General features: G+C 60.4%; 22 protein-coding genes. 10 read left to right on the top strand and 12 right to left on the bottom strand.

Features of this window, described 5'->3' with window-relative positions; genetic code table 11:
• Window positions 1–66 precede the first annotated feature (66 nt).
• A complete protein-coding gene (locus tag G505_RS0112200; protein ID WP_028109810.1) occupies window positions 67–690 on the top strand; it encodes a helix-turn-helix transcriptional regulator in 624 nt (207 codons plus the stop codon).
• Here the strand turns inward: G505_RS0112200 and G505_RS0112205 are convergent.
• From G505_RS0112205 to smc, 6 genes are all read right to left on the bottom strand, one after another.
• Window positions 663–1,460, bottom strand: coding sequence for an NAD(P)H-binding protein (locus G505_RS0112205; protein ID WP_028109811.1), 798 nt, complete (start codon window positions 1,458–1,460; stop codon window positions 663–665). The two genes, G505_RS0112200 and G505_RS0112205, sit on opposite strands and share 28 nt — an antisense overlap.
• On the bottom strand, window positions 1,460–2,701 hold the full coding sequence (locus G505_RS0112210; protein ID WP_028109812.1) for a cyclic di-GMP phosphodiesterase: 1,242 nt from the start codon (window positions 2,699–2,701) through the stop codon (window positions 1,460–1,462). Before G505_RS0112210 ends, G505_RS0112205 begins: the two co-directional genes overlap by 1 nt.
• A 39-nt stretch (window positions 2,702–2,740) precedes the next feature.
• Window positions 2,741–3,163, bottom strand: a complete 423-nt coding sequence (locus G505_RS0112215; protein WP_028109813.1) for an Mpo1 family 2-hydroxy fatty acid dioxygenase — start codon at window positions 3,161–3,163, stop codon at window positions 2,741–2,743.
• A 221-nt stretch (window positions 3,164–3,384) separates the two neighbouring features.
• Window positions 3,385–5,409 (bottom strand): NAD-dependent DNA ligase LigA, encoded by a 2,025-nt coding sequence (gene ligA / locus G505_RS0112220; protein ID WP_035385364.1) that lies wholly within the window; start codon window positions 5,407–5,409, stop codon window positions 3,385–3,387.
• A gap of 236 nt (window positions 5,410–5,645) precedes the next feature.
• On the bottom strand, window positions 5,646–6,626 hold the full coding sequence (zipA, locus tag G505_RS0112225) for a cell division protein ZipA (RefSeq protein ID WP_028109815.1): 981 nt from the start codon (window positions 6,624–6,626) through the stop codon (window positions 5,646–5,648).
• Between the two features lie 23 nt (window positions 6,627–6,649).
• Entirely contained in the window at window positions 6,650–10,084 is a 3,435-nt protein-coding gene (gene smc / locus G505_RS0112230; protein ID WP_028109816.1) for a chromosome segregation protein SMC, read from the bottom strand.
• A 160-nt stretch (window positions 10,085–10,244) separates the two neighbouring features.
• Between smc and cysZ the strand changes: the two genes are divergently transcribed.
• The 3 genes from cysZ (at window position 10,245) to G505_RS21450 (ending at window position 13,964) form a co-directional block, all read left to right on the top strand.
• A complete protein-coding gene (gene cysZ / locus G505_RS0112235) occupies window positions 10,245–11,012 on the top strand; it encodes a sulfate transporter CysZ (RefSeq protein ID WP_028109817.1) in 768 nt (255 codons plus the stop codon).
• Between the two features lie 108 nt (window positions 11,013–11,120).
• Entirely contained in the window at window positions 11,121–13,349 is a 2,229-nt protein-coding gene (locus tag G505_RS0112240) for a carbohydrate binding family 9 domain-containing protein (protein ID WP_245568370.1), read from the top strand.
• 111 nt (window positions 13,350–13,460) lie between these two features.
• Window positions 13,461–13,964, top strand: coding sequence for a GNAT family N-acetyltransferase (locus tag G505_RS21450; protein ID WP_169628217.1), 504 nt, complete (start codon window positions 13,461–13,463; stop codon window positions 13,962–13,964).
• Between the two features lie 20 nt (window positions 13,965–13,984).
• Here G505_RS21450 and G505_RS0112250 read toward each other — a convergent pair whose 3' ends face one another.
• The 6 genes from G505_RS0112250 to G505_RS0112275 are packed head-to-tail and all read right to left on the bottom strand — an operon-like array spanning window position 13,985 to window position 18,914.
• Entirely contained in the window at window positions 13,985–14,578 is a 594-nt protein-coding gene (locus G505_RS0112250) for a hypothetical protein (protein WP_028109819.1), read from the bottom strand.
• A gap of 50 nt (window positions 14,579–14,628) precedes the next feature.
• The gene (locus G505_RS0112255) at window positions 14,629–15,495 is read right to left on the bottom strand and encodes a DMT family transporter (RefSeq protein WP_028109820.1); all 867 of its coding nucleotides are present in this window, start codon (window positions 15,493–15,495) and stop codon (window positions 14,629–14,631) included.
• Window positions 15,492–15,947: a GNAT family N-acetyltransferase gene (locus G505_RS0112260; protein ID WP_028109821.1), complete on the bottom strand. Its 456-nt coding sequence runs from the start codon at window positions 15,945–15,947 to the stop codon at window positions 15,492–15,494. Before G505_RS0112260 ends, G505_RS0112255 begins: the two co-directional genes overlap by 4 nt.
• Window positions 15,948–16,006: 59 nt before the next feature.
• Window positions 16,007–16,585 (bottom strand): Crp/Fnr family transcriptional regulator, encoded by a 579-nt coding sequence (locus tag G505_RS0112265; RefSeq protein WP_245568371.1) that lies wholly within the window; start codon window positions 16,583–16,585, stop codon window positions 16,007–16,009.
• Window positions 16,582–17,820: a GGDEF domain-containing response regulator gene (locus tag G505_RS0112270; RefSeq protein ID WP_028109823.1), complete on the bottom strand. Its 1,239-nt coding sequence runs from the start codon at window positions 17,818–17,820 to the stop codon at window positions 16,582–16,584. The genes G505_RS0112265 and G505_RS0112270 overlap by 4 nt, the downstream gene beginning before the upstream one ends.
• Complete coding sequence (locus tag G505_RS0112275) at window positions 17,817–18,914, bottom strand: RDD family protein (RefSeq protein ID WP_028109824.1); 1,098 nt, start codon at window positions 18,912–18,914, stop codon at window positions 17,817–17,819. The genes G505_RS0112270 and G505_RS0112275 overlap by 4 nt, the downstream gene beginning before the upstream one ends.
• Before the next feature lie 217 nt (window positions 18,915–19,131).
• On the opposite strand from G505_RS0112275, the gene cysK reads away from it, so the two are divergent.
• The 6 genes from cysK to crr all read left to right on the top strand — a co-directional run bounded on the left by cysK (window position 19,132) and on the right by crr (window position 26,184).
• A complete protein-coding gene (cysK, locus tag G505_RS0112280) occupies window positions 19,132–20,103 on the top strand; it encodes a cysteine synthase A (RefSeq protein ID WP_028109825.1) in 972 nt (323 codons plus the stop codon).
• A 160-nt stretch (window positions 20,104–20,263) separates the two neighbouring features.
• Window positions 20,264–21,766 carry a methyl-accepting chemotaxis protein gene (locus G505_RS0112285; protein ID WP_028109826.1) on the top strand — a complete coding sequence of 501 codons (1,503 nt, stop codon included), beginning with the start codon at window positions 20,264–20,266 and terminating at the stop codon, window positions 21,764–21,766.
• Window positions 21,767–21,990: 224 nt separating this feature from the next.
• Complete coding sequence (locus G505_RS0112290; RefSeq protein ID WP_028109827.1) at window positions 21,991–23,529, top strand: methyl-accepting chemotaxis protein; 1,539 nt, start codon at window positions 21,991–21,993, stop codon at window positions 23,527–23,529.
• Window positions 23,530–23,646: 117 nt separating this feature from the next.
• Window positions 23,647–23,904 (top strand): HPr family phosphocarrier protein, encoded by a 258-nt coding sequence (locus G505_RS0112295; protein WP_028109828.1) that lies wholly within the window; start codon window positions 23,647–23,649, stop codon window positions 23,902–23,904.
• A 23-nt stretch (window positions 23,905–23,927) separates the two neighbouring features.
• Complete coding sequence (gene ptsP / locus G505_RS0112300; protein ID WP_028109829.1) at window positions 23,928–25,619, top strand: phosphoenolpyruvate--protein phosphotransferase; 1,692 nt, start codon at window positions 23,928–23,930, stop codon at window positions 25,617–25,619.
• Between the two features lie 58 nt (window positions 25,620–25,677).
• Window positions 25,678–26,184 (top strand): PTS glucose transporter subunit IIA, encoded by a 507-nt coding sequence (gene crr, locus G505_RS0112305; protein WP_028109830.1) that lies wholly within the window; start codon window positions 25,678–25,680, stop codon window positions 26,182–26,184.
• Window positions 26,185–26,294: the final 110 nt, after the last annotated feature.

Consider the following 26,294-nt stretch of genomic DNA (forward strand, 5'->3'; position numbering starts at 1 on the left):
AAGCAATAATTTGATATAATCATGGTTCGCGTTAGGATGAACTGAATCATCAAAGGGATACTCTCTATGTCCTCAACCCAACAACTGCTGTTGTCCCTGCTCAAGCGTCTGGGCCCCACTCCTGTCGCCCCTCTGGCCTGCGAGCTTGAGATGACCACCATGGGCGCCAGGCAGCATCTGGAGAAACTGGAGCAGCAGCAACTGGTGGGGCACTTTGATAAGAAGCAGGGCAAGGGCCGCCCCAGCCGACACTGGCATTTGACCCGCCAGGGACATCAAAGTTTCGGAGACAGACACAATGACGTGGCAATTCAAATGATTAATAGCATCGTATCTCTCCAGGGAGCGGATGCCATCGAGCAGATTCTGGCTCATCGCAGTGACCAGCAGTTGGCTGAATACCAGCAGAGACTGTCCGGCGCCGCCAGCCTGGAGGACAGGTTGACCCAGCTGGCTGAGCTGCGCACCCAGGAGGGCTACTTGGCCCGCATAGAACAGGATGCAGAGCAGTGGCTGCTGATTGAGGATCACTGCCCCATCTGCAGTGCTGCGACTGTGTGCCAGGGGTTTTGCCGAAATGAGCTGGCGCTGTTCCGGCGACTGCTGGCGCCTGCCCAGGTGGAGCGTGAACAGCACATCCTGGCAGGCGCCCACCGCTGCTGTTACCGCATCAGTTCCGGCAAAGTGTAGAGATCGGTGTGTCGATAGCGCCAACCCAGCGCCTGGACAATCTTATCCCCCACCACCCATCTGGGCTGATGGTGCTCTGAATCAAAGCTGGGAGCCGCCAGGCCCAGACGCCCGGCGCAGTAGCGATAATACGCCTCGCGGCCCGGGTGGTGAGGCGACGCCAGGTTAAAGGTCTCCCCCCAGAGATCCGCTTCAACCAGCGCCAGGATGGCAGAGACCACATCGTCCCGATGAACCAGGTTGACCGGATCCTTAGCCCCCAAAAGCCCACTTTTTCCAGCAAGAAATCGACCCGGGTGACGCTCCCCGCCAACCAGGCCGACCAGGCGCAGCACCGTCACCTGCTCAAACCGTGCCCGTAAAAGCTGCTCCACCTTGAGCATACGGGCCGCCCTCTCGCCGCCATCGAGTTCGGCACTCTCATCCACCCTGCCCCGGACGCTGCCGTAAACGCTGGTGGCACTGGTGAAGATCACCCTGGAGATCCCCGCCTCAGCGGCGGCATCAAACAACGGCGCCAGCCGCTCATGAAACGGCGCCGCATCGGGCTGACGCCCAGGAGGCAGACAAAGCACCATCAAATCGCACTGCGGCAGCGCTGGGATCGGCTGCTGCAGATCCAATGGCAAAGGGATCGCGCCACTTTCGGCGACCGCCTTCAATCCATCGCTGCTTCGCCGGGTCGCCGTCACGCTGTGGCCGGCCTGAGTCAGGGCAGCAGTCAGGGGCAGTCCGAGCCAACCGGCTCCGACAACAAGAATATGGGACATCAGGCCCCTCCGAGGTTAAGGCTTAGATAATCACGAATGGAGGATGGCAGCTCTGCGTCCACCAGGGGTTCCTGAACCTTCAGGCCCAGCTCCAGCAGGCTGACAACCCGCGCCTCACGACGCGGGACATTGGGATCATAGATGATCACCCTGGGGGATTTCTGGTCCTGTTCGTCCACGCTCACCACCTTGGCCACCGCGTCGTTGCTAAGCCTGACCAGTGAGCCGATAGGATACAGACCCAGCACCTTCACCAGGCTCTGCATGAAGTCCGGGTTCAACTGACCGCGCCGGAACTTGAACAGATAGGCCAGCGCCAGGTGAGGGGCCAGACGTTTATGGGAACCATTGATCAGGTGGTCGTACTCATTGGCCACACTGAGCAGTTGGGTCAGGGTGCAGATCGCCTCCCCTTTCAGCCCCTGAGGGTAGCCGCTGCCATCGAGCATCTCATGGTGGTTGGCCACCATCTGCTTGATGCGTTTGTGGCCCAGGGCTGCCCCTTTGAGCATCTCCAGGGCCATCTTGGGGTGAGCATCCACAAAGGCCTGTTCAGGCTTGGTCAGGGGAATACGCTTATTCAGAATGCTGTGGGGAATGCGTAACTTGCCCACATCATGGAACAGCGCCGCCATCGCCACCAGCCGGACATCTGCCGGGTCGACGTCACAGGCACGGCCAAGAACCATCGCCAGCACACACACATTGAGCCCATGGTAGTGCAGACCCTTGCCATCCTGATTGGCGGACACTTGCAGCAGCAGAACCTGCTCGCCATGGGTCTCCAGCTGCTCCTGAACCGTGCCGATCACCGAACTGGCTTCCGCAAACGCCCGGTCGGGGGAAGCGGCAAGATAGCCATAGGCAGCCTTGAGCTGCTCCAGGGCCTTGTTGTACGCCTGTTCGCAGCGACGCACCTGACGGTGGTAATCGATGGTCGCCTGGCGCTCCTGCTCCTGTGCCCGCAGCAATACCAGCTGCTCTTCACTGGGCTCCTCTGGCTCAGGGGAGCTAGGCGAAGGTTCCGCTTGCAGGGATTGCTGGATGAGCTGAGCAGATGCTGAGTCTGCCTGAAGGAAGACATACTTAAGACCCAGCTTGGCAATGATGGCTATCTGCTGGGCGTCCTTGATGGTAAAGCGGCTGAACAGAAACGGGTGCTCCTTCCAGGAGAGGGGCAGGCGAATGGACTGCCCCACTTCCAGCTTTTCAACAGGTAGCCGTACTTCAGAAACCGCCATAACCCCTCTCAAACCCGCCGGTCTGCGCCCGGCTGAGCATCAATACTGCCACCCCTGCTTGCGGAAGATGAATCCAAGCAACCAGATGGGGCCGATCAGCAGGAACTGCACATCTTTAAAGAAACTGGGCTTCTTGCCTTCAACGTGATGGCCATAGAACTGGCCTATCCAAGCCAGCACGAAGATCAACACACTGAGCATTAAAATCTGAGTCAGATTGCTGATCACCCACAGCATCAGGGCGGCGATCGCCGCCATGGCCACCGCCAGCGGGCGGGACAGTCGCAGGTAAAACAGAAGCGACAACACCACGGCGGCCAGGGCCACCCAGGGTGACAGGGACCACAGCATGCCGAGGACGCTGAAGGTGATCAGCGGCACGCAGATCCAATGAATGGTCTTGTTGGTGGGGTTGCGGTGGCTCTCACCATACTCCGCAAACCATTGCTCGACGGATTTCATCTGAGTTCTCCCTGATCTCATGAGACAGTTCTCAGGCTAGAGGAAATACCGCTACCTTAAGCCTTCCCGGCGGCCTAACCCCCGGGCGTCGTTATCTTTTGACTACAGCTTCATCATAACCCAACTCATCCTTTGAGGTGGAGAGGTGGGGGACTCGAGGTTAACCAGCTAAACAACCAACTGTTTTACAAAGGCTATTACACTGAGTCCCCGCTCCTAAGTCAACCGCCGAGCAGTGCGATCAGCCCCTGTTCATCCATTACTTCCACCCCCAGCTGCTGGGCCTTGGTCAGTTTCGAGCCCGCCTTCTCACCGGCCACCACACAGTGGGTGTTCTTGGAGACGCTGCCACTGACCTTAGCCCCCAGGGCTTCCAGGCCCGCCTTGGCTTCGCTGCGGCTCATCTGGCTGAGCGTGCCGGTGAGCACCCAGGTCTGGCCCTTCAGAGGCTGGGACGACTCTTCCACCTGAGCAATCTCCGGCCAGTGCACCCCTCCGCGCTCCGGATCCACCAGGGCGGCGATCACCTCCTGGTTGTGAGGCTGACGGAAGAACTGATGCACGTGACGGGCGACGATCTCGCCCACATCGTCCACGTCAATCAGCGCGTCCACCTCGGCGGTGGCCACCGCCTCCAGGGTGCGGAAATGGCGGGCCAGGTTGGCCGCCGTGGCCTCACCCACTTCACGGATCCCCAGTGAGTAGAGGAATTTTGGCAGGGTGGTTTCCCGGGCGGCCTGCAGGGCGGCAACCAGATTCTGGGCAGATTTGGAGCCCATCCGCTCCAGCATGGTCAGGGTGGAGGCACTGAGCTTGAACAGGTCGGCCGGGGTCTCCACCAGCTCCTTGTCCACCAGCTGCTCAACAATCTTATCCCCCAGGCCGTCGACATCCAGCGCCTTACGGGAAGCAAAGTGCTTGATCGCCTCTTTGCGCTGGGCCCGGCAGTAGAGGCCGCCGGCACAGCGAGCCACCGCCTCCCCCTCCAGGCGTTCGACGGCAGAGTCGCACACCGGACAGGTTTCGGGGAACTCGATGGCCGTGGCACCCTCGGGGCGGCGCTCGGTGACCACGGAGACGATCTGCGGAATCACGTCGCCGGCGCGGCGAATGATGACGCTGTCACCCACCATCACCCCAAGACGGGCTATTTCATCGGCGTTGTGCAAGGTGGCGTTGGAGACCGTCACACCGCCGACAAACACCGGCTTGAGCCTGGCCACCGGGGTGATGGCGCCGGTACGTCCCACCTGGAACTCCACCTCCTCCAGGACGGTGATCTCCTCCTGGGCGGGGAACTTGCCGGCGATGGCCCAGCGAGGGGCCCGCGCCACGAAACCCAGTTGCCGTTGCAGGGCAATGCCATTGACCTTGTTGACCACCCCGTCGATCTCATAAGGCAGCTGCTCACGACGGGCCAGGATATCCCGGTAGTACGCCAGCGCCGACTCGGCGCCTCTGACCACTTTCACCTGATCGCTCACCGGCAGTCCCCAGGCTTTTACCGCCTCGAGCTGGCCGAAATGGGTGTCAGGCAGCGGGCTGCGCTCCCCCTCCACCACACCCAGGCTGTAGGCGTAGAAGCTCAGTGGACGGGACGCGGTGATCTTGGAGTCCAGCTGACGCAGGCTGCCGGCCGCCGCATTACGGGGGTTCACAAAGGTCTTCTCCCCCTTGGCGCGCGCACGCTCATTGAAGGCATCGAAACCGGCGGTGGGCATAAACACCTCACCGCGCACCTCCAGCACCTCGGGGTAACCCTCGCCCTTGAGCACCAGAGGGATCGCCTTAATGGTACGGACGTTCTCGATGATCCCCTCACCCGTAGTGCCATCACCCCGGGTGGCGGCACTCACCAGCTGACCCTGCTCATAGATCAGGCTCACCGCCAGACCATCGAGCTTGGGCTCGCAACACAGCTCGATGGTCTGCTCACCCACCAAGCCGCTCACCCGCTCATAGAACGCGAGGAACTCCTCCTCGTTCATGGCGTTATCCAGCGACAGCATCGGCACCCGATGCACCACAGGGGTGAACTTGTCCAGGGCCATGCCACCGACACGGCTGGAGGGAGAGTTGGGCAGCTTCAGCTCTGGGTGTGCCTGCTCCAGGTCCTGAAGCTCGCGCATCATCCGATCGTACTCGGCATCGGTGATGCTGGGGTTGTCCATGACGTAGTAGGCGTGGTTATGCTGCTCAATCTCTCGGCTGAGCGCGTCGATGCGTTGTTTGGCGTTCTCGGTCATAAATAAACAGGCCGCCAGTGGCGGCCTTTCACTCTTGGGTAACAGGACACCCCCGAGGGGGTGAGTGAATTAAGTTATACCGGTTTAATCAAGTCAGTGTTCAATCCAGTGCGCCGAAGAGATTGCTCCAGTCAAGGCGTGAGACGCAAGTGTCAGTGGTTCTGACAGTCAGTCTCATCACCCAGAGTGGGACAATTCAAGCTGGCAGCAGTGAACAACATTGGGTTAAACGGGTATTAAGCTGGCTGGTTTTCAAACTTCTGAATCCGGGCCATGTAGCGATCTTTGCTGAAATCGTCCCACTCCTTGTGCTGATCGTTGAGCACAATGGCGCCGTGCATATCGGCCAGGGCCTGGGCCGCCCCCATCATCATGGAGAAGCCCACCGTCTCATCACACTGGTTGGGCAGGGTCATAAACAGCGACACCCCTTCGGTTTCGAACTGCTCCATGGTGTCCGGATCAAAGGTCCCCGGGTTCATCATGTTGGCCAGGGAGTACATCACTGGCCCGCGGCCGGCGCTGTCCTGATGACGGTGGAAAATGTTCATCTCGCCAAACTTCATCCCCAGGGTCAGGAAGTTATGCAGCAATTCTGCGCCTTGCAGGCTGTTGCCCTCTTTGGCCACCACGTGCATCACCAGCACATCCTCGGGCGAGGTCACCAGACCACCTTCCGGCTCCTGCGGCTCGGGAGCAACCACCTCTTCCGGACTGAGCAGAGGATCCACCACCTTGGGCTCAGGTTTCATCTGAGGTTCCACCTTTTCAGCCTTGGCCGCCGGTGGCTTCGCCTTGACCGGATCGGGCTTGGTCAACTCAGGCTCTGTCTGCTTGGATTCAGCCATCTCGGGCGGCTGCACCTTGGGGTCGGCAGAGATGGCGGGCTCCCGGCGCGCAGCGGGTTCAGCTTTGTCCGGTGCCGGTTCAGCGACCACCTTGGGCTCAGGCTCCGCCGCCAGGGCGGGCTCTGTGGACATCATCGGCTCCTTGGGGAGCTCGAGATCAGGTTCCTTGGTGCTGATGGTTCTCACCGTGCCGACGCCATCGGGGTCAAACCCTTGTGAGTCGCGGCTGGATTCCTTATCCAGGGGCTGCAAGGGGCGCGCCTTCATCTTGCGCGGTTGCTGCCTGCGAATGGACCACAGACCGTGGGCGAGCAGGCCCACGATAGACAGCAAACCAACGACAATCAAAATAATGCGAAAATCATCCATAGCGGTGAGGAACCTTGTTGTTATTACAGTTGAGCCATAGCTGCGGCTTCTTCGACGTTGACCGCGACAATGCGTGATGCCCCCGGCTCATGCATGGTCACACCGGTCAACTGGTCAGCCATCTCCATGCTGACCTTGTTGTGACTAATATAAATAAACTGTACCGTTTCCGACATCTCTTTTACCAGACGACAGAATCGGCCGACGTTGGCGTCGTCCAGCGGCGCATCCACCTCATCCAACATACAGAAAGGAGCCGGATTCAGCCGGAAGATGGCAAACACCAATGATAAAGCGGTCAGCGCCTTTTCACCACCGGAGAGCAGGTGGATGGTGGCGTTCTTCTTACCCGGGGGCCGGGCCATAATGGTGACGCCGGTCTCCAGCAGGTCATCATCGGTGAGCGCCAGGTAGGCACTGCCCCCGCCAAACACCTTGGGAAACAGCTCACCGAGCCCGTCATTGACCTCGTCAAACGTGGCTTTGAATCTCTGCCGGGTCTCCCGGTCAATCTTGCGAATGGCGGATTCCAGGGTATCCAGGGCCTCGGTCAGATCGTCGTTCTGCTCATCCAGGTAACGTTTGCGTTCAGACTGCTGCTCAAACTCTTCGATGGCCGCCAGGTTGATGGCCCCCAGGCGTTTGATTCGTTCACGCACCCTGGTGAGCTCCTCCTGCCACTTGGCCACCGCCGCATCCGCAGGAAGTTGATCCAGCACCAGCTTGAGGGACACCTCAGATTCCGCCAGCAGATCCAGTTGTCCCTGTGCCTGAACTCTCAGACCCTCGTGCTCCATCTTCAGTTCGGTGATCACCTGAGTCAGGGCATTGAGCCGGTCAATCTGTCCGCGGTTGGCTTCATGAATCCTGGCCAGCTGGGCTTCCACCTCCGCCATCTGCTCATTGAGGCCGGCGATGCTCTGCTCCTGCTCTGCCCGCCGGTCCAGCGCCATCTCCAGCTCCATCTGCCACTCGGCCAACGGCTCCAGCAGCCCCTGTTGCTGCTCACGGGTCTCCTCCAGCCTGGCACGCCACTGCTCGGCACTGCCCTGCTGCTGGCCCATCTGAGCCTCGGTCCCCTGAAGCCGGGTGCTGACGGTCTGTCGCTGCAGGGTCAACTGCTGAACGCAGGACTGCTGCTGAGCCACCCTGGCCCTCAGGGCGTCGCTCTGCCCCTTGTGGTTGTGGTGGGCGTCCTGCAGTTGGCTCAGGCGTTGCTGATGCTGCTCCAGCTCCTGCTGAATCTGTTCCTGCTGCTCCTCCAGCTCCATCGCCTGCTCGGCGGTCTGCTCAGTCTGCAGGGCCAGCTCCTGCAGCTGCTCCTGGGCCTGCTGACGCTGCTGGGCCTGGTGCTCCAGCTGCTGAGTCAGCTTCTGCAGCTCCAGCTCCGCCTGCATCAGGGCACTGCGCCCCTGAATACACTGGCGCTCGCTCTCCTGGACCTGGGCCTCACACTGGGCAAACTGCTGATTCACCTGCTCGAGAGACTGGGCCTTGTGCGCCAGCTCCTGTTCCAGGGAGTGCTCCTGGGCCATCAGCCGGGATTCGTCGTCGGTGAGGGCCAACACAGAGCGTTGACCGCCCCCCGGCATCCGCACAAACCCCTGGCCGAGCCACTCCCCCTGCGGGGTCACCAGCGACTGGTGGGGCTCTAGCTGACTCAGGCGGCTGAGCGCCAACTCCACACTGTCCACGCAGAGTACCTGACCCAGCCAGGGGGCCAGGTTCAGCGGGGAGTTCACCTTGGCCAGCAAGGAGTGGCCATGAGCCGTGCCGGCATCGGCCTGGGACAGGGCCATCAGCCCCTGGGGTAACTGGGTGTCATCGGAGATCACCGCTTGCAGCCACTCCCCCAGCACCTGTTCGAGGGCGAGCTGCCAACGGCTGTCTATCTGAATCTGCTGCCACACCCTGGGCAACTCATCATAGGGGGCGGGCAGCCGCTGCTGCAGGCCGTCGATGAGGGTTCGGGTGGCGGTCAGCTCGGCTCGTGCAGAACCCAACTGTTCTCGGACCTGCTGCAGGGCCGCTTCCGTTTCGCGCCGATGATCGGCACACTCCGCCGCCAGCTGCTTGTGTTCCGCCAGTTCCTCCTGGCGCAATTGAAGCTGATCGCTCAAGGTGTCCTTGCGGGCCTGGGCCTGCTCGAGTTGCTGCTGGCTCTCCTGCGGCACCGGCGGCAGCTGACTCTGAATTCTCCCTTGACGCTGAACCAGCTGCTCCTGCTCCCGCACCACGGCGGCCTGCTGGGTTTGGCATACATCCCGCTGTCGGGTCAGATCACTGACCCGGTGCTGGGCTTGCTGCAGCTGGCCTTGCTGATCGCTGCCGGATTCCAGCAGCTGCTCCAGCTCCTCCTCCAACATCATCAGGGATTCGGCGGCCATCTCCACCTCCGGCTCCAACATCTCAAGCTGCTCGGCCAGCTCCTCACGCTCCTCGTGAAGCGCCTGACGGCGCCCCTCGTCCCCGTCCAGCTGTGTCTGGGTGCGCCGAAGCTCCTCTTCCAGCTGCTGGTGACGCTGACGGCCATGGAGGATCTGCTGCTCCAGCTTGGTCACTTCACTGGTGGCCAGGTAGAGACCCTGCTGCTGCTGGGTCAACTGAGCCTTGAGGTCACTCTGGGACTGTTCCAGAGTGAGGATGGCGCTGATGTCACCCTGCTGGGCGGACTGGCACTGCTGATGCTCCGTCTCTTTCTGGGACAGTTGAGTTTCCAGCGCCGTCATGCGATCGCTCAGCTCCCGCCAGCGCAGGGCAGACAGCTGGTTTTGCAAGGTGCGTTCATTGGCCTTATGGGTGCGGTAGCGACGGGCGGCGTCAGCCTGACGCTGCAACCGTTCAAGCTGAGACCCCAGCTCGCTGCGCACGTCCGCCAGTCGCTCCAGGTTTTCCCTGGTGTGCTTGATGCGGTTCTCTGTCTCCCGGCGGCGCTCCTTGTACTTGGAGATGCCTGCCGCCTCCTCAATGAACACCCTCAGCTCCTGGGGACGTGACTCAATGAGGCGGGAGATCATGCCTTGTTCGATGATGGCGTAGCTTCTGGGTCCCAGACCGGTGCCCATAAAGATGTCGGTAATGTCCCGCCGGCGACACTTATTGCCATTGAGGAAGTAGCTGGATTGGGCGTCGCGATTCACCTGACGCTTGATGGAGACTTCGGCGAAGTTGGCAAACTGGCCGCCGACGCGGCCGGAGCTGTTGTCGAACACCAGCTCCACACTGGCCACAGAGCTGGGCTGACGACTGCCGGAGCCGTTAAAAATCACGTCCGTCATGGCATCGCCGCGCAGATTTTTGGCACTGCTCTCCCCCAGCACCCAACGCACTGCATCGATCACATTGGACTTGCCACAGCCGTTCGGGCCGACAATGGCGGTCATCTGCGCAGGAAAGGGCACCTTGGTGGGATCCGCAAAGGACTTAAATCCGGCCAGTTTTATCTGTTTCAGCCGCATCGGACGATTAAATTCTCAACAATTTCAACGGGATTTTTTTGATAGTCCACTCTATCAAAACCCCGGGGCTTTTGTAACAGCCAGCAACAACCCCATTGTTGACCTTTTCCACATTCAACCATCAAAATGGGGCTAAGTTGCGAGTTTTTATGCAGAGTTTATGAACCGACCTATATTGCCAGCCGGCGCCAGTGGCGCCACCTACTTCATCAAGGGCTTTGAACTGATCCGCACCAAGGGGCTACGTCGCTTCGTACTGCTCCCCCTGTCGGTCAATCTGGTGCTCTTCTCCGTGGCCTTCTACTGGCTGTTCCAGCAGCTCTCCCAGTGGATTGAGCAGTTGATGGCCTCGCTGCCAGACTGGCTGAGCTGGCTGGACTGGGCGCTGTGGCCTCTGGCGGTGGTCACCGTACTGGTGGTGTTCTCTTTCATCTTCAGTTCGGTGATGAACTGGATCGCCGCCCCCTTCAACGGCCTGCTGGCCGAGCAGGTGGAGCGGCGCCTCACCGGCAAGACGGTCAACGACGACAGCTTCGCCGACGTGCTCAAGGATCTGCCCCGGGTCCTCGGCCGGGAGTGGCAGAAGCTCAAATACTACCTGCCCAGGGCGCTGCTGCTGCTGATCCTGTTTGTCATTCCCGGCATCGGCCAGACCTTCGCGCCGGTGATCTGGTTTATGTTCAGCGCCTGGATGATGGCCATTCAGTACCTGGACTACCCCTTCGACAACCATAAGATTCACTTCGGGGTGATGCGCACCGCCCTGGGCGAGCGCAAAGGGCCCGCCTTCACCTTTGGCGCCGCCGTCGCTGCCTTTGCCATGATCCCCATAGTCAACCTGGTGGTGATGCCGGTGGCCATCTGCGGGGCCACCGCCCTGTGGGTAGACCAGTACCGCAACTCCGTACTGGCAAACAGACAACCCTGAAGTAACATTTTCTTACCACAACACCTCGAACCCGACGCCGCCCTATGTCACCATTGGGCGGCATTTTTTTACAGCGGAAACAAGACCATGCTCAAGCGCCTGGCAGCAATGATAACTCTTATAAGCTGCACCCAGTTCGCCCACGCCATCACCCTGCCCTCCACGTCAGGCAACATCACCATCGACGCCCATCTGGACGACGCCCCCTGGAAACAGGCCACCCAGGTGGCGCTCACCATAGAGACCCGGCCAGGTGAGAATACGCCGGCCCCGGTGGCCACCACCGCCTGGATCATCGCCGACGACGACACCCTTTACGTGGCCTTCCACGCCAAGGATCCCAACCCGAGCGAGATCCGTGCCAATCTCAGCGATCGAGACCGGGCCTGGGGAGACGACCTGGTCGGCATCAAGCTGGACACCTGGAACCAGGGCCGCCTCGCCTACCAGTTCTTCATCAACCCCCTCGGCGTCCAGGAAGACTCCATCGAAAACGAACTGACCGGCGAGGAGAGTGACGCCTGGGACGGCATCTGGCACAGCGCCGGACGACTCACCGAGGATGGTTACATCGTCGAAATTGCCCTGCCCCTGCGCCTGTTCAACTTCGACGACAGCCTTGACATCCAGACCTGGGGCGTAGAACTGGTCAGGTTCTGGCCCCGGGACAAGACCTATCGCCTCTCCAACACGCCGCTGGATCGCAACGTCGCCTGCACCCTGTGTCAGATGAGTGAGCTCTCCGGCCTGAGCAACGCCAAGACCAGCCGTCAGCTGCAGATCACCCCATCGCTGACCCTGCGCCAGAGCCAAGAGCGAGACAGTGAGTCCAGCCGCTGGGAGTCCAGCGACAACTTGGATTTCGGCGGCGATCTGCGCTGGACCCTGACCCCGGACACCCTGCTGAACCTGACGGTCAACCCGGACTTCTCCCAGGTGGAAGCGGATGCGGGACAATTGGATGTGAACACCACCTTTGCCCTGTTCTTCCCGGAGAAGCGCCCCTTCTATCTGGACAATGCGGACCAGTTCGAGACCTACTCCAACCTGGTGCACACCCGCAACCTGGCCGAGCCGGAATATGGCGCCAAACTCACCGGCGCACGAGGTGACCACAGCTTTGGCCTGCTGCAGACCCGGGACGAAAAAACCAACTTCCTGCTGCCGGGCAACCTGAGCTCCGACATCGCCAGCCTGGGCCGGGCCAGTGACAACGTCGCCCTTCGCTACCGCTACAACCACAGTGACCGCCTCTCCCTGGGGGCCATCGCCACCGGCCGGGACGCGAACGAATACCATAACTACACCTACGGCCTGGACGGACGATTCGACTTCAGCAGTCAGACCTACGTGGAGTGGCTGGTGGTGGGGTCCGACACCCAGTACCCTGAGGACCTGGCGGAACAAACCGACGGCGAACAGGCGGCCCGGACCCGACAGCTGGAGCAGAGCGGTACCCATTTCCTGGGTGAGCTCAAACATGAGACCCGCAACTGGGATGCCTACGCCATCTACCGCTACACCGACGAGGAGTTCCGCGCCGACCTGGGCTTTATCGAAAATGTCGACTCCGCCAAGGCGATTCTCGGGGGCGGCTACAACTGGTACCCCACGGGCGGCTTCTTCACCAAAGTTCGCCTCAACGGCGACGTGGATGAGACCCGAAACAACGACGGCGAGCGGTTGGAGCGGGAAGCGGAGTTTCGCTTTGGCGCCGAGGGCGCCTATCAGAGCTACCTGGCCCTGTGGGGCGTCACCCGGGAACGGCGCGGCCGCCGGGAGCGTCCGGAGGATCTGGTGCTCGACGGCAACGCGCCGATGTTCGACGAGACCTTCGGTGGCCTGAACATCGAGTTCAAACCTCTGGGCAACCTGGAGCTGGAGTTCCATCCCCTCTACGGCGATGACATCGACTTTGCCAACAACCAGCCCGCCACCCGCACCCAGCTGAGCTCCTACCTCAAGTGGCAGCCTCTGTCCCACATCGTGCTGGAGGTGGACCACCTCTGGCGTGAGCTCAAGGTGGATGAGGGCACCCTGTTTACTGCCAACCTGACGGATCTGAGGCTGAACTGGCAGTTCAGTGTGCGCAGCTTCCTGAGGTTGTCCGCCATCTTCCGCGATATCGACCGGGACCCCAGCCTCTACGAATACACAGAGGTGGACCCCACCACCCGGGCGCTCTCCACCGAACTGCTCTACGCCTACAAGGTCAACCCTCAGACGGTGTTTTACGCCGGCTACGCCGACGGCCGCTTCAACGATGGTGTCGACAACGGCCTGGAGCAACTGGAACGCAGCGTTTTCGCCAAGTTCAGCTACGCCTGGTTACTGTAACCCCCTTTCGCCGGGCCCTTTGGGGCCCGGCTCTCCCCTTCCCAACGCTCAGATGAAGCCCCCAGCCAAAGCTGCTATTGTGTTGGAATAATGTACATTTCCGGGCAGAGAATGAAGACCCTACAACAGTGTCGCTTGCGGACCGCATTGGCAGAGGACGCCTCCGATCTGGTGGCCATCCACTATGCGTCGGTCCACCAGGGCACCGGCAATCACTACCCGGTGGAGGTGCTCAGGGCCTGGTCACCGCCACCGGACCCGCACCGCAGCCAATGGCTGCACAGCGTCATCGTCAGTGACAACGCCCTGGTGGAGGTCGCGGAAGATCTGGGTCAGGGTGTGGTGGGTTTTGGCATCGTACTGCTGGGTCAGAGCCGGTTGCAGGCGCTCTATATCCATCCTGGTGCCAGCGGCGCCGGGGTTGGGCGCCGCCTGTTAAACCACCTGGAGCAGCGCGCCAGCCAGGTGGGGCTCACCAGGCTCAGCCTGAATGCCTCACTCAATGCCCACCCCTTCTACACGCGCATGGGATACGTCACCCAGGGCCCCAGCAGCCAGGCTCTGACCGACGAGGTGGTGATGCAGGCACTGGCCATGGAAAAATCCCTGCTCTAAGGGATAACCCAGTCCCGGCTTCAGATCCGGTAGTTGAGACTGAGCAGCTCATAGAGCCACTCCCGCTCGATCTCGGTGGCGGTCTGGGCCAGTTCGATGCGCTGAGCCCCGAGGTCCACGGTCAGCCGGTTGCCGCTGTCGGTCTCCCTGAGGGCCAGGGTGGCCATCTCGGTAGGGGTCAGCTCGAAGCGTTGGCGCTGGGGAAACATCTCCTTCCAGCTGGCTCGGCCACCGCGGCGCCCCACATGGCGCATGGGCGGCAGGCCGGTGTCGATGTGCAGTGAGGGTTTGGCCAGCAGCCACTGTTCGGGGGTGGGTTTCTTGAAGCTCCTGAGCAGGGCGTAACCGGCAAAGGCACCACCCAGAGTCCAGCCCGTAAGCCAGACGATGAGGAACAGCCCGCCCTCACCCGCCAGCACCTCCCTGGCGGCACTGACCCAGCCGAAAGCCCAGCCCACCATCCACACACTGAGAAACAGCGGGACAAACAACCTGGTGGCCCCTCGGCTCTCCTGGGGCATCACCACCAGCTGATGGCCATTATGGGTGGTCAGGCGGATGTCGCTGCCAATGGGTGGATTGAGACTCATCACGTTCACTTCAAACAGATTCACAAGAGAATCCGTAATCTACCCTATGTTGGCCGGCGGTGATAGTCGCTCGGTCAGGCGGCCCTGCGCCTCAGTCGTTGCCAACCACTCTGACCCAGAGACACCAGGGCAATGGGCAGGACAATCAGGGCAATCCCAATGGCGGTGATGCCATCGGGCACCTCGGCAAACCAGAGCACGCCAAACAGGGCAACGAACAGCAAGCCTGAGTATTCCGCCAGAGCCACCTCCGAGGCCTGAGCCAGGCGGTAGGCGGCCACCGCCATGGCGTTGTAGGTCAGCACCCCCTGGGCGCTGGCGACGATCCACTGCACCTGCATCGCGTCCAGAGGCACCCAGTTCAGCGCCGCCAGCAGTGCGGCCAGGGGCAGGCAGAGCAGATTGGTCCAGAACACCGTGGTCACCGGCGACTGACCCTTGGGCAGTTTGCGCACCAACAGGTTAAACAGCGCCAGGGTGATGGCGGTGCCACAGGCAAACAGCGCCGCCCAGTGAAACTGAGAGGGGCGCAGGACCAGCAGCACCCCGGCAAACCCCAGCAGGGTGGCCAGCACCCGATTCGTCGAGGGCCGCTCCCCCAAGATCCACACCGACAGGGGCAGCATCAGCAAAGGGGCGGCGTAGAACACCGCGTTGGCGGTGGCCAGGGGCAGGTGGGTCACCGCCACCACCATGCAGGCGGCCCCCAGCAGAATCAGGTGAGAGCGCAACAAGGCGATGCCCCAGGGACCTGGCCTGCGTCCAGCCGGAGTCAGTTTCAGCCACAGAGGCAGCAACACCAGGGTGGCGATCAACTGGCGGATAAACAGGTACTGAAAGGGAGGCACCTCGCCGTTCAGGCATTTGACTGCCACATCAGACAGTGCTGCCGCCAGGTTGCCGCCAATCAGCAGCCACAGGGCGCGGTTGCTGGAGATCACCGGGCGACCCGGCGCATGTCCACATGGGGGATGCCATCTTCCAGATACACCTCGGAAAACGTCTTGAACCCATGTTGGCCATAGAAGCCCTGCAGATGCTCCTGGGCGCCAATCTCGATGGCTTCTCCGGGCCAGAGTCGCTCGCACTGCGACAGCGCCTCGGCCATCAGCCTGTGTCCTAACCCGCTGCCGCGCTGGCTCATGGCCATCGCCACCCGGCCGATGCTGACCCCATCAAAGCTGACTCCCGCAGGCAGCAGGCGGGCGCAGGCCACCAAGGTGTCTCCCTCATAGCCCAACAGGTGATTCACCCCGGGGAGGCGGTCCTTGTTGTCCAGCTCCGGATAGGGGCAATCTTGCTCCACCACGAAGATGTCGATCCTGAGCTTTATCAGGTCGTAGAGAGCGTTGTTGGAAAGTTGGTCGAACGTGAGTAACTGCCAGGTGAGCATAACAAGCCTCGTTGAATCTCTGTTGACGGCTACTGTACTGAGTTTGAGCCCGAAGGTAATTAACCTTTGTTAAGTCGGCTCTTTATCCGGCTGAGGCTTATGGGGGTGATCCCCAGATAGGCGGCAATCTGGTAGTCCGCCAGCCGCTGCAACAGCTGAGGGTAGTGCTCACAGAAGTGCCGGTAACGCTGCTCGGGGGTGCTGAGCAGCAGCAGGCGCTCTTTACGCTCCTTGAACAGCAGCTGGGTCTCCAGCAGGGTCAGGTAGGCCGGGTGTCTCTGCTCACGCCACCGGGACAACGGCTCCATGGTCAGGGCCACCAGGGTCGAGTCGGTGACGGCCTGAAACTCAAAGGGCAGCGGCTCGCCGGTCAACAGGCTTTCATAGCCGATGACCCAGTCGCCCTCCCAGTAAAACTCCTTACTGTAGTGGCGACCATTTTCGGTGTGATACACCCCGTGGCACACCCCCTCAAGCAGCAGGTGAAACTGGGTGGGCACCTGCCCCTGCGCCGACAGTGTCTCCCCCGAGCGGATCTGACGCAGCTTGCCCAAACAGGCAAGCTGCGTCGCCTCCTCGCCAGTCAGCCCCAGCTGCTGCAGGACCCGCTGCAAAGAGGCGCAGGCCTCAGGCGTCACTGATCCTCCTCCAGCAACACCAGGTTCCGCCCCGCTTCCTTGGCCTGATACAGCACCTCATCGGCCCGACGCAACAGCTCATCGGTGTGATCCTCCGCCGCCGCCTGACACAGTCCGGCACTGAAGCTTACCGCCAGCGTCTGCTCACCCAGGTTCAGAGGCGCCGAAGTCAACTTGCGGCGCACCGCCTCAATCAGACGCCAGGCCTGATCGCCGTTCAGTCCCGGCATCACTACCGCGAACTCTTCGCCGCCGACCCGGCCGATAACAAAGCGCTCCAGGCTCTGGCTCAGCTCCCTGGCCAGGGCTTGCAGCACCCGATCTCCCACCTGGTGGCCATGCTGGTCATTGATCGCTTTGAACCTGTCCACGTCCAGCAGGGCCAGGCTGAGATTCTGACCATTTTGTCCCGCCAGAGTGCGGGCTTCTTCGAGCTGTGTCATCAGATAGCGGCGGTTGGCCACCCCGGTGAGGTAATCCAGGTTGGCGCGTTGCCACAGCTGCTGGTTGAGCTCCCACGCCTTGAGAAGATTGTTGATCCGGCAATAGAACTCCTCAGCGAAGAACGGCTTACGCAGGAAATCATTGGCGCCATACTTGATGAACTTGGCGGACACCTCCTCCTGACCGGAGAGACCGACGATGGAAAGCTGGTCGCCCCCCGGGCGCTCCCGCACCCGGCACACCAGTTCGACGCCATTCATCACCGGCATCTCGTAATCGGTGATCATCAGCTTGAACTCGTTGGTGGCCAGCAGCATCAGGGCCGAATCGGCGCTGTCCGCTTCCACCACCTGGAACAGGTGACGGGCGAGCAGATCCTTGACCTGCTTGCGGGCCACCTGGGAGTCGTCCACCACCAGCACCCGGTAGGCCTGATTGCGCTTGAGGCGGCTGACCAGATTCACCGCGTACTGATAGGAGAAGCGGTTCTCCTTGATGACATAGTCCACCACCCCAAGCCCCTGAAGGCGACTGCGCTCAGCGTCATCCATCTGGGCCGTCAACACTATGGTTGGCAACCCTTTGGCCAGAGACCATTCGATCACCTCGCCATTGGGGGCATCCGGCAGGCAACGGTCACACAGAGCGGCAAAGTAGCGATTGCGCTCCATCAATTCTCTGGCGGTGGCAAAGTCCTTTGCCAGGTCCACTTCAATGCCCGGCTCCTGCTGAAACAGGTGCAGTAAGACCTTGGCCACAGTGGCGCTGTCTTCAACAACCAGCACTCTCATCCATTCATTTCCTTTTGACTTGTCATTATTTTCCTGCGCTCCGCCCGGGCTCGTTTTCTCGCCTTGGCGCGCAGGTCAACCACCACGGTGGACGAAATCTTATCGTGGATCCCCTGTCTGTTGGGATCCCAAAATATCTGCAGAAAGCCCATCAGCCCCGTGGTCAGGCCTGCGCCGTAACCACCGTACCGGCCAAACGCCTCCCACAAGCTCAGGGGGGTATTGTCCAGCTGAATCACCCGAATCGCCAGCAGCTTCTTTCCCAGAGTCTGACCATGGAACCAGGCGGTAAAGACAGTGAAATAGACCGAAGCCCAGCCCAGACCCAGTCCGAGATCTTCGATGATCCCTTTGACCACCCCGATGATGCTGAATCGCTCCGGCTCATCCTGTGCCTCGGCCTCCTCTTTTTCCGCCCGCTGTTCCAACGCTGTCCCCAGGGCATCGATCACCTCATCGGTTTTGGGCGGGGCATGGTCCAATGCGGGCTGAAGCTGCTCGGGCGTCACCCCGGCAGGCCCCGATGACTCTGCCAGAGTGTCGACCTCCTCTTCATCGTCACTCATGATATCCGCCGCCACCTGTTGAGCCTGGGCCTGGTCCAGGCCATAACGCTCCATCAGGTAGTCGCTCATCTCCTGCTCGGTGGTAAACTCCTCCCCCATCACCTTGGCGGTCACGTCACCGACCACCCTGAGCACACAGCTTACATCCCCTTCGGCGCAGATGCCCTCAAGTTCCACGGGCTGCTCCACCTCAACCCTGGGCTCTGTTGCCGGCTGTGAGACTTCCGGCCAGCCTTGAATGGTGGCGTTGATCATGGCGAACAGCAGCCACAAGCCGAAGCCGATGAAGATTCCTGTCTGCATCTTGCCCTTGATGCGATATCCACGAAGGCGCACCCAGCCCACCGCCAGGACGATGGCCAGCAGCAGATCGCCTGGCAGTTCGGCCAATATGGCCACCATCAACAGATCGATGGCAATGGCCAGCCCCCGTCGCCAAGGGGAAGCCAGAGGCCGGTTAAGCAATCTAGGGGCAATATTGAAGGCGTAGGGAGTAATGATGGTACGGGGGTCGGCGTGCTGACTCACAACAATCCTTGTCTACCTGAATTCCTATGGCGAGACGTTATCACAAATAGATGGAAATCATCCATTTCCGTCTCATATACACAAATATGTCATCCGTTATTCCATTCAGGAATATAGGATAACGAACCGTACCTTCCAGTCGCGCAAAACCCCGATATGCTGGCTACTATTATTGCTAACCCAGCATTATTGCGAGCAAGCACGGAGCATCAACAGGATGGCTAAAATTTTTGACGATAACTCTCTCTCCATCGGTCAAACCCCTCTGGTTCGCCTGAACCGGGTCACCGACGGCAATGTTCTGGCCAAGATCGAGGCCCGCAACCCAAGCTTCAGCGTCAAATGCCGTATCGGCGCCAGCATGATCTGGGACGCTGAAAAGCGCGGCGTTCTCAATAAGGAGAGCGAGATCATCGAGCCGACGTCCGGTAACACCGGGATCGCCCTGGCATTCGTTGCCGCCTCCCGTGGCTACAAACTGACCCTGACCATGCCCGACACCATGAGCCTGGAGCGTCGCAAGCTGCTCAAGGCCCTGGGGGCCAATGTGGTGCTGACCGAAGGCGCCAAGGGGATGAAGGGCGCCGTCGCCAAGGCGGAAGAGATCCGCGACAGCGATCCTGAGCGCTACGTGCTGCTGCAGCAGTTCGACAACCCGGCCAACCCGGCCATCCACGAGCAAACCACCGGCCCTGAGATCTGGGAAGACACCGACGGCGAAGTGGACGTGTTCGTAGCAGGCGTAGGCACCGGCGGCACCATCACCGGCACCAGCCGCTACCTGAAATTGAACAAGGGCAAACAGGTTCTGAGTGTGGCCGTTGAGCCGGAAGACTCTCCGGTGATCTCCCAGGCCAAAGCCGGCGAAGAGCTCAAGCCGGGTCCTCACAAAATCCAGGGGATCGGCGCCGGCTTCATCCCGGGCAATCTGGATCTGGAGATGGTGGACAAGGTGGTGCGCGTATCCAACGATGATGCCATCGCCATGGCCCGCCGTCTGATGGAGGAGGAAGGCATCCTGGCTGGTATCAGCTCCGGTGCCGCCGTGGTGGCAGTCAATAAGCTGCTGGAGGAACAGCCTGAGCTGAAAGAGAAAACCATCGTAGTGATTCTGCCCTCCTCCGCCGAGCGCTACCTCTCCTCAGCACTGTTTGCGGGTGTGTTCACAGAAGCAGAAACCCAGCAATAAAGTTTCGATCAGAGTTCAAAAAGGCGGCCCACGGGTCGCCTTTTTTTGGTATTGTTAGCGCCGCGTTGCGGTGAACCCCATTTCCGCAACCTACGGACAAGGATGGCCGTGGCGACCCCCATGGCTTTAGATACCACGCCTTAAGCTTCTGGAAGTAGCTATGTTACACACTTTGCGCCGTCTCACCATCTCCCTGCGTCTGTTGCTGCTGCTTGCCATGGCCGGCAGTGCCACCCTGGCCTACACCTGGTTCAGCCTGTCTCAGCAGAAAAGCGAACTCCATCATGCGGCCGAGCACTCAGTCCAGCAGATGGGCCAGGCATTGAGTTCTTTGGCCAGCGGACACAGCAACTGGCCCAATCAACTCTCCCTGCCCCAGGGACTGAATCTAGTCACTCTCAGCAACGGCACCCTCACGCGCAGCGACAATGAACTTGGACGGCTGCTGCCCTCGGTCGAGACTCTGGCCAGGCTGCCCGTTGGTTCACTTCAGGCGGTAGACCGCGCCGGAGTCACCCTGTGGCTCTACCCCGTGGACCGCCAATCTCTGCTGGTGGGTGACTCCCGCCGAGTCGATGCCCAGATGGCCGAGGTCATGGGAGAGTACGCGCTGTTCCTCGTGCTGCTGGCCGGTCCGGTGATGGGGATCTTCCTGCTGCTGAATCAATCCATCACCGCTCCGCTGAAACAGGCGATCGACACCATGGAGGAGATCGCCCGGGGCGATGGGGATCTGACCCAGAGGCTGGATGACACAGGCCGGGATGAGGTGGCCCGCTTCTCCGCCAGTTTCAACGAATTCACCGCAAAGATTGCCAACCTCATCAAAGTGGTCAACAGGGACGTATCCGACTTAGGTGCCAGCGCCCAACAGCTTGATACCACAGTCGCTCAATCCAACCAGACCGCCGGTGCCATGAACCAGGAAGCGCATTCGGTGGCTTCTGCGGTCACCGAGATGCTGGCCGCCACCGAAGAGGTGGCAGGCAATACCGCCCAGGCGTCGGAAGCCGCCGCTCAGACCCAGCAACAGGTCGGGGTATGCCGGGATGCCATGCAGCAGAACCGGACCTTGCTGCAGGAGGTCTCCGACGGCATCGGCCAGACAGGCCACACCGCCGGTTCCCTGGCACGGGACTCGGCCCAGATCGGCGGCATTCTCGACACCATCCGCGGCATTGCCGATCAGACCAACCTGCTGGCACTCAATGCCGCCATCGAGGCCGCCCGTGCCGGAGAACACGGTCGAGGCTTTGCCGTGGTGGCCGACGAGGTCCGGGCCCTGGCCAGCCGCACTCAGAGCTCCACCGATGAGATCGCTGTCATCATAGACAGCATTCAGTCCGGAGTGGCCCAGGTCACCGAGTCGGCCAGCTCCGCCCAGGAACAGTTTCAGCACCTGACCAGCCAGACCGATGAGGCTGGAGACACCCTCAATCAGGTTCTGGACAGGATCGCCACCATTGGTGATATGAATATGCAGATTGCCGCAGCTACCCGCCAGCAAAGCCAGGTGACCAGCGAGATCAATCAGAACATCAACAACATTGCCGAGCTTGCCGAGGCGTCAGTAAAAGCCAACGAAAGCAATGCCAACGCCAGTCGATCGGTGCAGGGCGTCACCGATGAATTGTCTCATCAGTTGCGCCACTTCAAGGTCTGAGTTTCGGGGCGGGTCACTCTACCCGCCTTTTCTCGCCACACATTCCCGTCAAAATCGGCCACGGGCCACGACGAACATTCGAAAGTTGTAATTTAGAGACTTCTAAATTTTGACGAGTCAGCCACAAAGCCAGCAATTGCCTCATCTGGTCAGATGACCGGGGCAACCCCGCCCGTGTATACAAAGCAGTAGAAGGTAAAATAATTAATAATCAGGAAGATACAATGCTTTCACTGCTGCGCCGCCTGTCGGTGTCCCTGCGCTTATTGCTACTCCTCTGTCTCACAGCCCTGGCCACCCTGCTCTATACCCTGTTCAGCCTTACCCAACAACACAATCAGTTGCTCATCAATGCTGAGGCCAGCACCCAACAACTGGGCCAGGCCATCGCATCCCTAAAACTGGAGGACAGCCAGACTCTCATCCAGGACCTGCAGTTGGGAGACAACATCAACCTGATCAAACTCGACGCCAACGGTGAACTGATCTATCAGCGCACCGTGGATGATGACCTGACCCAACTGGCCCAATCCAGGGAGGGCAAACAAGCATTCAGGACCCTTGCCCGGCAACAGGGCAGGCTCAGCATCGAGGTTCAGGGGATGCAGTTCTGGCTGTATGGATTTAAGCGGGATAAGATCACCTTCGTGCTGATGAGCGACGCCCATCAGGTAAAGGGGCATATGATCCAGGTGCTGACCAGCTACGCCCTGTTTCTGACCCTGCTGTCGATTCCGCTGCTCACCCTGTTTGCGATGATCAACCTCTCTATTACCCGGCCCCTGCAGAAGGCAACCCGGACCATGGAGGAGATCGCTCGCGGTGAAGGGGATCTGACGCTGAGACTGGATGACAACGGCCAGGATGAAGTGTCGCTGTTTTCCAGGGGTTTTAATGAATTCACCGACAAGATCGCCACCCTGATCCGCATCGTCGGTCGTGACATTCAGAGCCTGACTGCCAGCTCGGCCCAGTTGGATGCCACAGTAACCCAGTCAAACCAGACTGCCAACGCCATGAACCATGAGGCCCAATCGGTGGCCTCTGCGGTGACAGAGATGCTTTCCGCCACCGAAGAGGTCGCCGGAAATACCGCGCTGGCGTCAGACACCGCGGTCCAGACCCAGCAACAAGTCGGGGTGTGCCGGGACGCCATGCAGCAGAATCGTGCCCTGCTTCAGCAGGTCTCACAAGGCATAAGTCAGACCGGCACCACCGCCGACAGCCTGGCTCAGGACTCCGCCCAGATAGGCAGCATACTGGACACCATCCGTGGCATCGCCGAACAGACCAACCTGTTGGCCCTCAACGCCGCCATCGAAGCCGCCCGCGCCGGCGATCAGGGCAGAGGCTTTGCCGTGGTCGCCGACGAGGTCCGGGCCCTGGCCAGCCGTACCCAGAACTCCACCGATGAAATCGCCGCCATCATAGACAGCATCCACTCCGGCGTGTCCCAGGTCACAAATTCGGCAAACTCTGCCCAGTCGCAGTTTGGCCACCTGTCAAACCAGACCAACGACGCGGGTAATACCCTCAATCAGGTACTGGACAGGATCGCCACCATCGTCGATATGAACATTCAGATCGCCGCCGCAACCCGCCAACAGAGCCAGGTGACCAGCGAAATCAATCAAAACATCAGCAACATTGCCGAACTGGCCGAGGCCTCCGTCAAAGCCAACGAGAGCAATGCCAACGCCAGTCAGTCGGTACAGGGGGTCACCGACGAGCTGTCCCATCTGCTGAGACAGTTCAAAGTGTGACCTGTCAGAGAGCAACCGGAGGGCGATATTGCGCCCTCTCACTTCACTCGTGGATTTGTTGATTCCTGTTACCCAGACCAGTATGCTGAGGCCGTCTCACCAGCTTCAAGGCAGATCATGTATCGTCAGTCTGTAACCATTGCCGCCAAACAAGGCATCCACACTCGTCCCGCCGCCCTGCTGGTTCAGCAGGCAAAGCAGTATCCCTGTGACATCATCGTGTATTGCAATGGAAAGCAGGCCAGTGCCAAGAGCCTCTACCGTCTCCAGACCCTGAGCCTGGCCCACGGTACCGAAATCGAAGTCAGCGCCAGTGGTGATCAGGCAGAACAGGCCGTCAACAGCCTATGCCAATTTATCGCCAACATGGACTAGAGAATAGAAAGGGAGGACACGGAGTGTCACACACCTTTGTCGCCCAGGTCCTCTCCGCAGGTCTGGTTCGGGGAGCGCTGTATCGCTGCCATCGCCGCCTTAACCCGGTGGATCATTCCAAGATTGGCTACCAGCAGATCCCTTCAGAGCTGAGCCACATCGACCAGGCGTTGACCGCCGAACTCGATGCGCTGAACGCGCTGCAGACCCAGGCGCTGTCGGAAACCGAGCGAGAGCTGGTCGAGGCCGACAGGCTGATGCTCCAGGACGAAGAGCTCAAGCGGGATCTTCACCAGCACGTCACCCTGCACCACTGCAGTGCCGCCAGCGCCTTTGAGCGGGTTCTCACCCCCATGGTGAACGAGATCTCCGGCATCGAGGATCCCAACCTTCAGAAACGCGCCGCCGAACTGCAGCAGCTGAAACAGCGCCTGACCCAGCACGCCCTGGGCCACCGCTGTCCTCTACCCAAAAGCCTGTCTCACAAACACATTCTGGTGGTGGATTACCTCTCCCCTGCCGAGTTTTTGCGTTACCCCGACATCAGTGGCCTGGTGGTCAGCCAAGCCACCTATCAGGATCACCTGGCGATTCTGGCCCGCGGTATGCAGGTGCCATTGCTGGTGCTCTCTCCCGAGGAGCTGGCTCCCCTGCCCCACGGGGCCGACATCCTGCTCGACGGCGAACAGGCCACGGTCACCGTCACCCCCTCCCGGGTCCAGTCCGACGCCTTCGATGCCCGAATGGCCAACTATCTGAAGCGCCTCGAGCAGATTGAACACGATGCCCAGGCCCCGGCGCTGACCGCCGACGGCCACGAAATCACCATCGCCGCCAACATCGCCACCCTGGCAGAACTGCCCCAGGTAGAACGCTACGGCTGCCAGGAGATTGGCCTGCTGCGAACGGAACTGCTGTTTATGGACAGGCTGAGTCTGCCCAACGCCGATGAGCAGTATCAGGCCTATCGCACCATCGCCGACGCCATCTCTCCCCATCCGGTCACCATCCGCCTGTTCGACTTCGGCGCCGACAAGGTGATGGAGGAGGAGAACCTGGAGGAGACCAACCCGGCTCTGGGGCACCGCGGGGTGCGCCTTGGGCTGGAACGCCCTCATCTGCTGCTGCCACAGCTTCGGGCCATCGCCCGGTTGAGTCAGAGCCATAAGGTGAAAATGTTGGTGCCCATGGTCAACCAGGTGGAGGAGCTGGATATGCTGGCCGACCTCTACGACCAGGCCACCGCCGACCTGCCACCGAAACAGAAGCAGAAGAAACCGGAACTGGGGGTCATGATTGAAACCCCGGCCTCGGTGATGAACATCGACGCCCTGGCCAGCCGATTGGACTTTATCTCCATCGGAACCAACGATCTGACCCAATATCTGTACGCGGCAGATCGCAACGACCCCACCCTGTCCAAGCTCTATACTCCGGTGTCACCGGCGATGATCCGAGCCTTGGCCTGGGTATGCTCACGGGCTCAGGCACGCGGCATGAAAATCACCCTCTGTGGAGAAATGGCCTCAGATATTAAGGCGTTACCTCTTCTGGTCGCCCTGGGTATCGACGGCCTCTCCATGGTTCCCACCCAGAGACCGGCCATCAAGAGTGCGATGTCTGCGCTCAGTGTCAGCCGCTGTCAGAAGGTGTTGGAACGGGCGCTGAGGAGTCAGACCACAAGGGAATTAACATCTATACTTAACTCGCTGTGATTCATAGCAAAAATTAGATAAGATCAACAATAACAGGGATAAAGGAAAAGAGGTGCGCATGGGATTTTTCAGCCGCATGCAACGTATGATGAAAAATACACCCCCCACCGGCGGGATTACCGTGGTGGCTCCGGTCTCCGGAGAAGTGGTGGAGATTGAAAAGGTGCCGGATGTGGTGTTCTCTCGCAAGATCATCGGCGACGGCATCGCCATCGATCCCAGCGGCGACACCGTTTATGCCCCCATTGACGGCACCATTGGCAAGATATTCGAGTCCAACCACGCCTTCAGTATCGAGTCGAATCTGGGGCTGGAGCTGTTTGTCCACTTTGGCATCGACACCGTCGAACTCAGGGGCAATGGATTCGAGCGTATCGCTCAGGAGGGGCAAAAGGTGAAAGCCGGCGACCCCATCCTGAAATTTGACCTGGATTACCTGAAGGAGCACGCCAAAAGCGTACTGACTCCCCTGGTCATCGCCAATATGGAGGACGTGAAAGAGCTCTCCAAAGCCGATGGTGAAGCGGTTGGCGGCCAGACCCCAGCCCTGCAAGTGTTCCTGTAATACCTGATATCCCTTCCGAAAAAGACCGCACTGCGGTCTTTTTTCATTCATGTTAGTGACATCCCCTCTTAACCTCATCGACACATTCCACAGATAACCTGCTTCCGCTT

The sequence above is a fragment of the Ferrimonas futtsuensis DSM 18154 genome (assembly GCF_000422645.1).
Taxonomy (GTDB): Bacteria; Pseudomonadota; Gammaproteobacteria; order Enterobacterales; family Shewanellaceae; genus Ferrimonas; species Ferrimonas futtsuensis.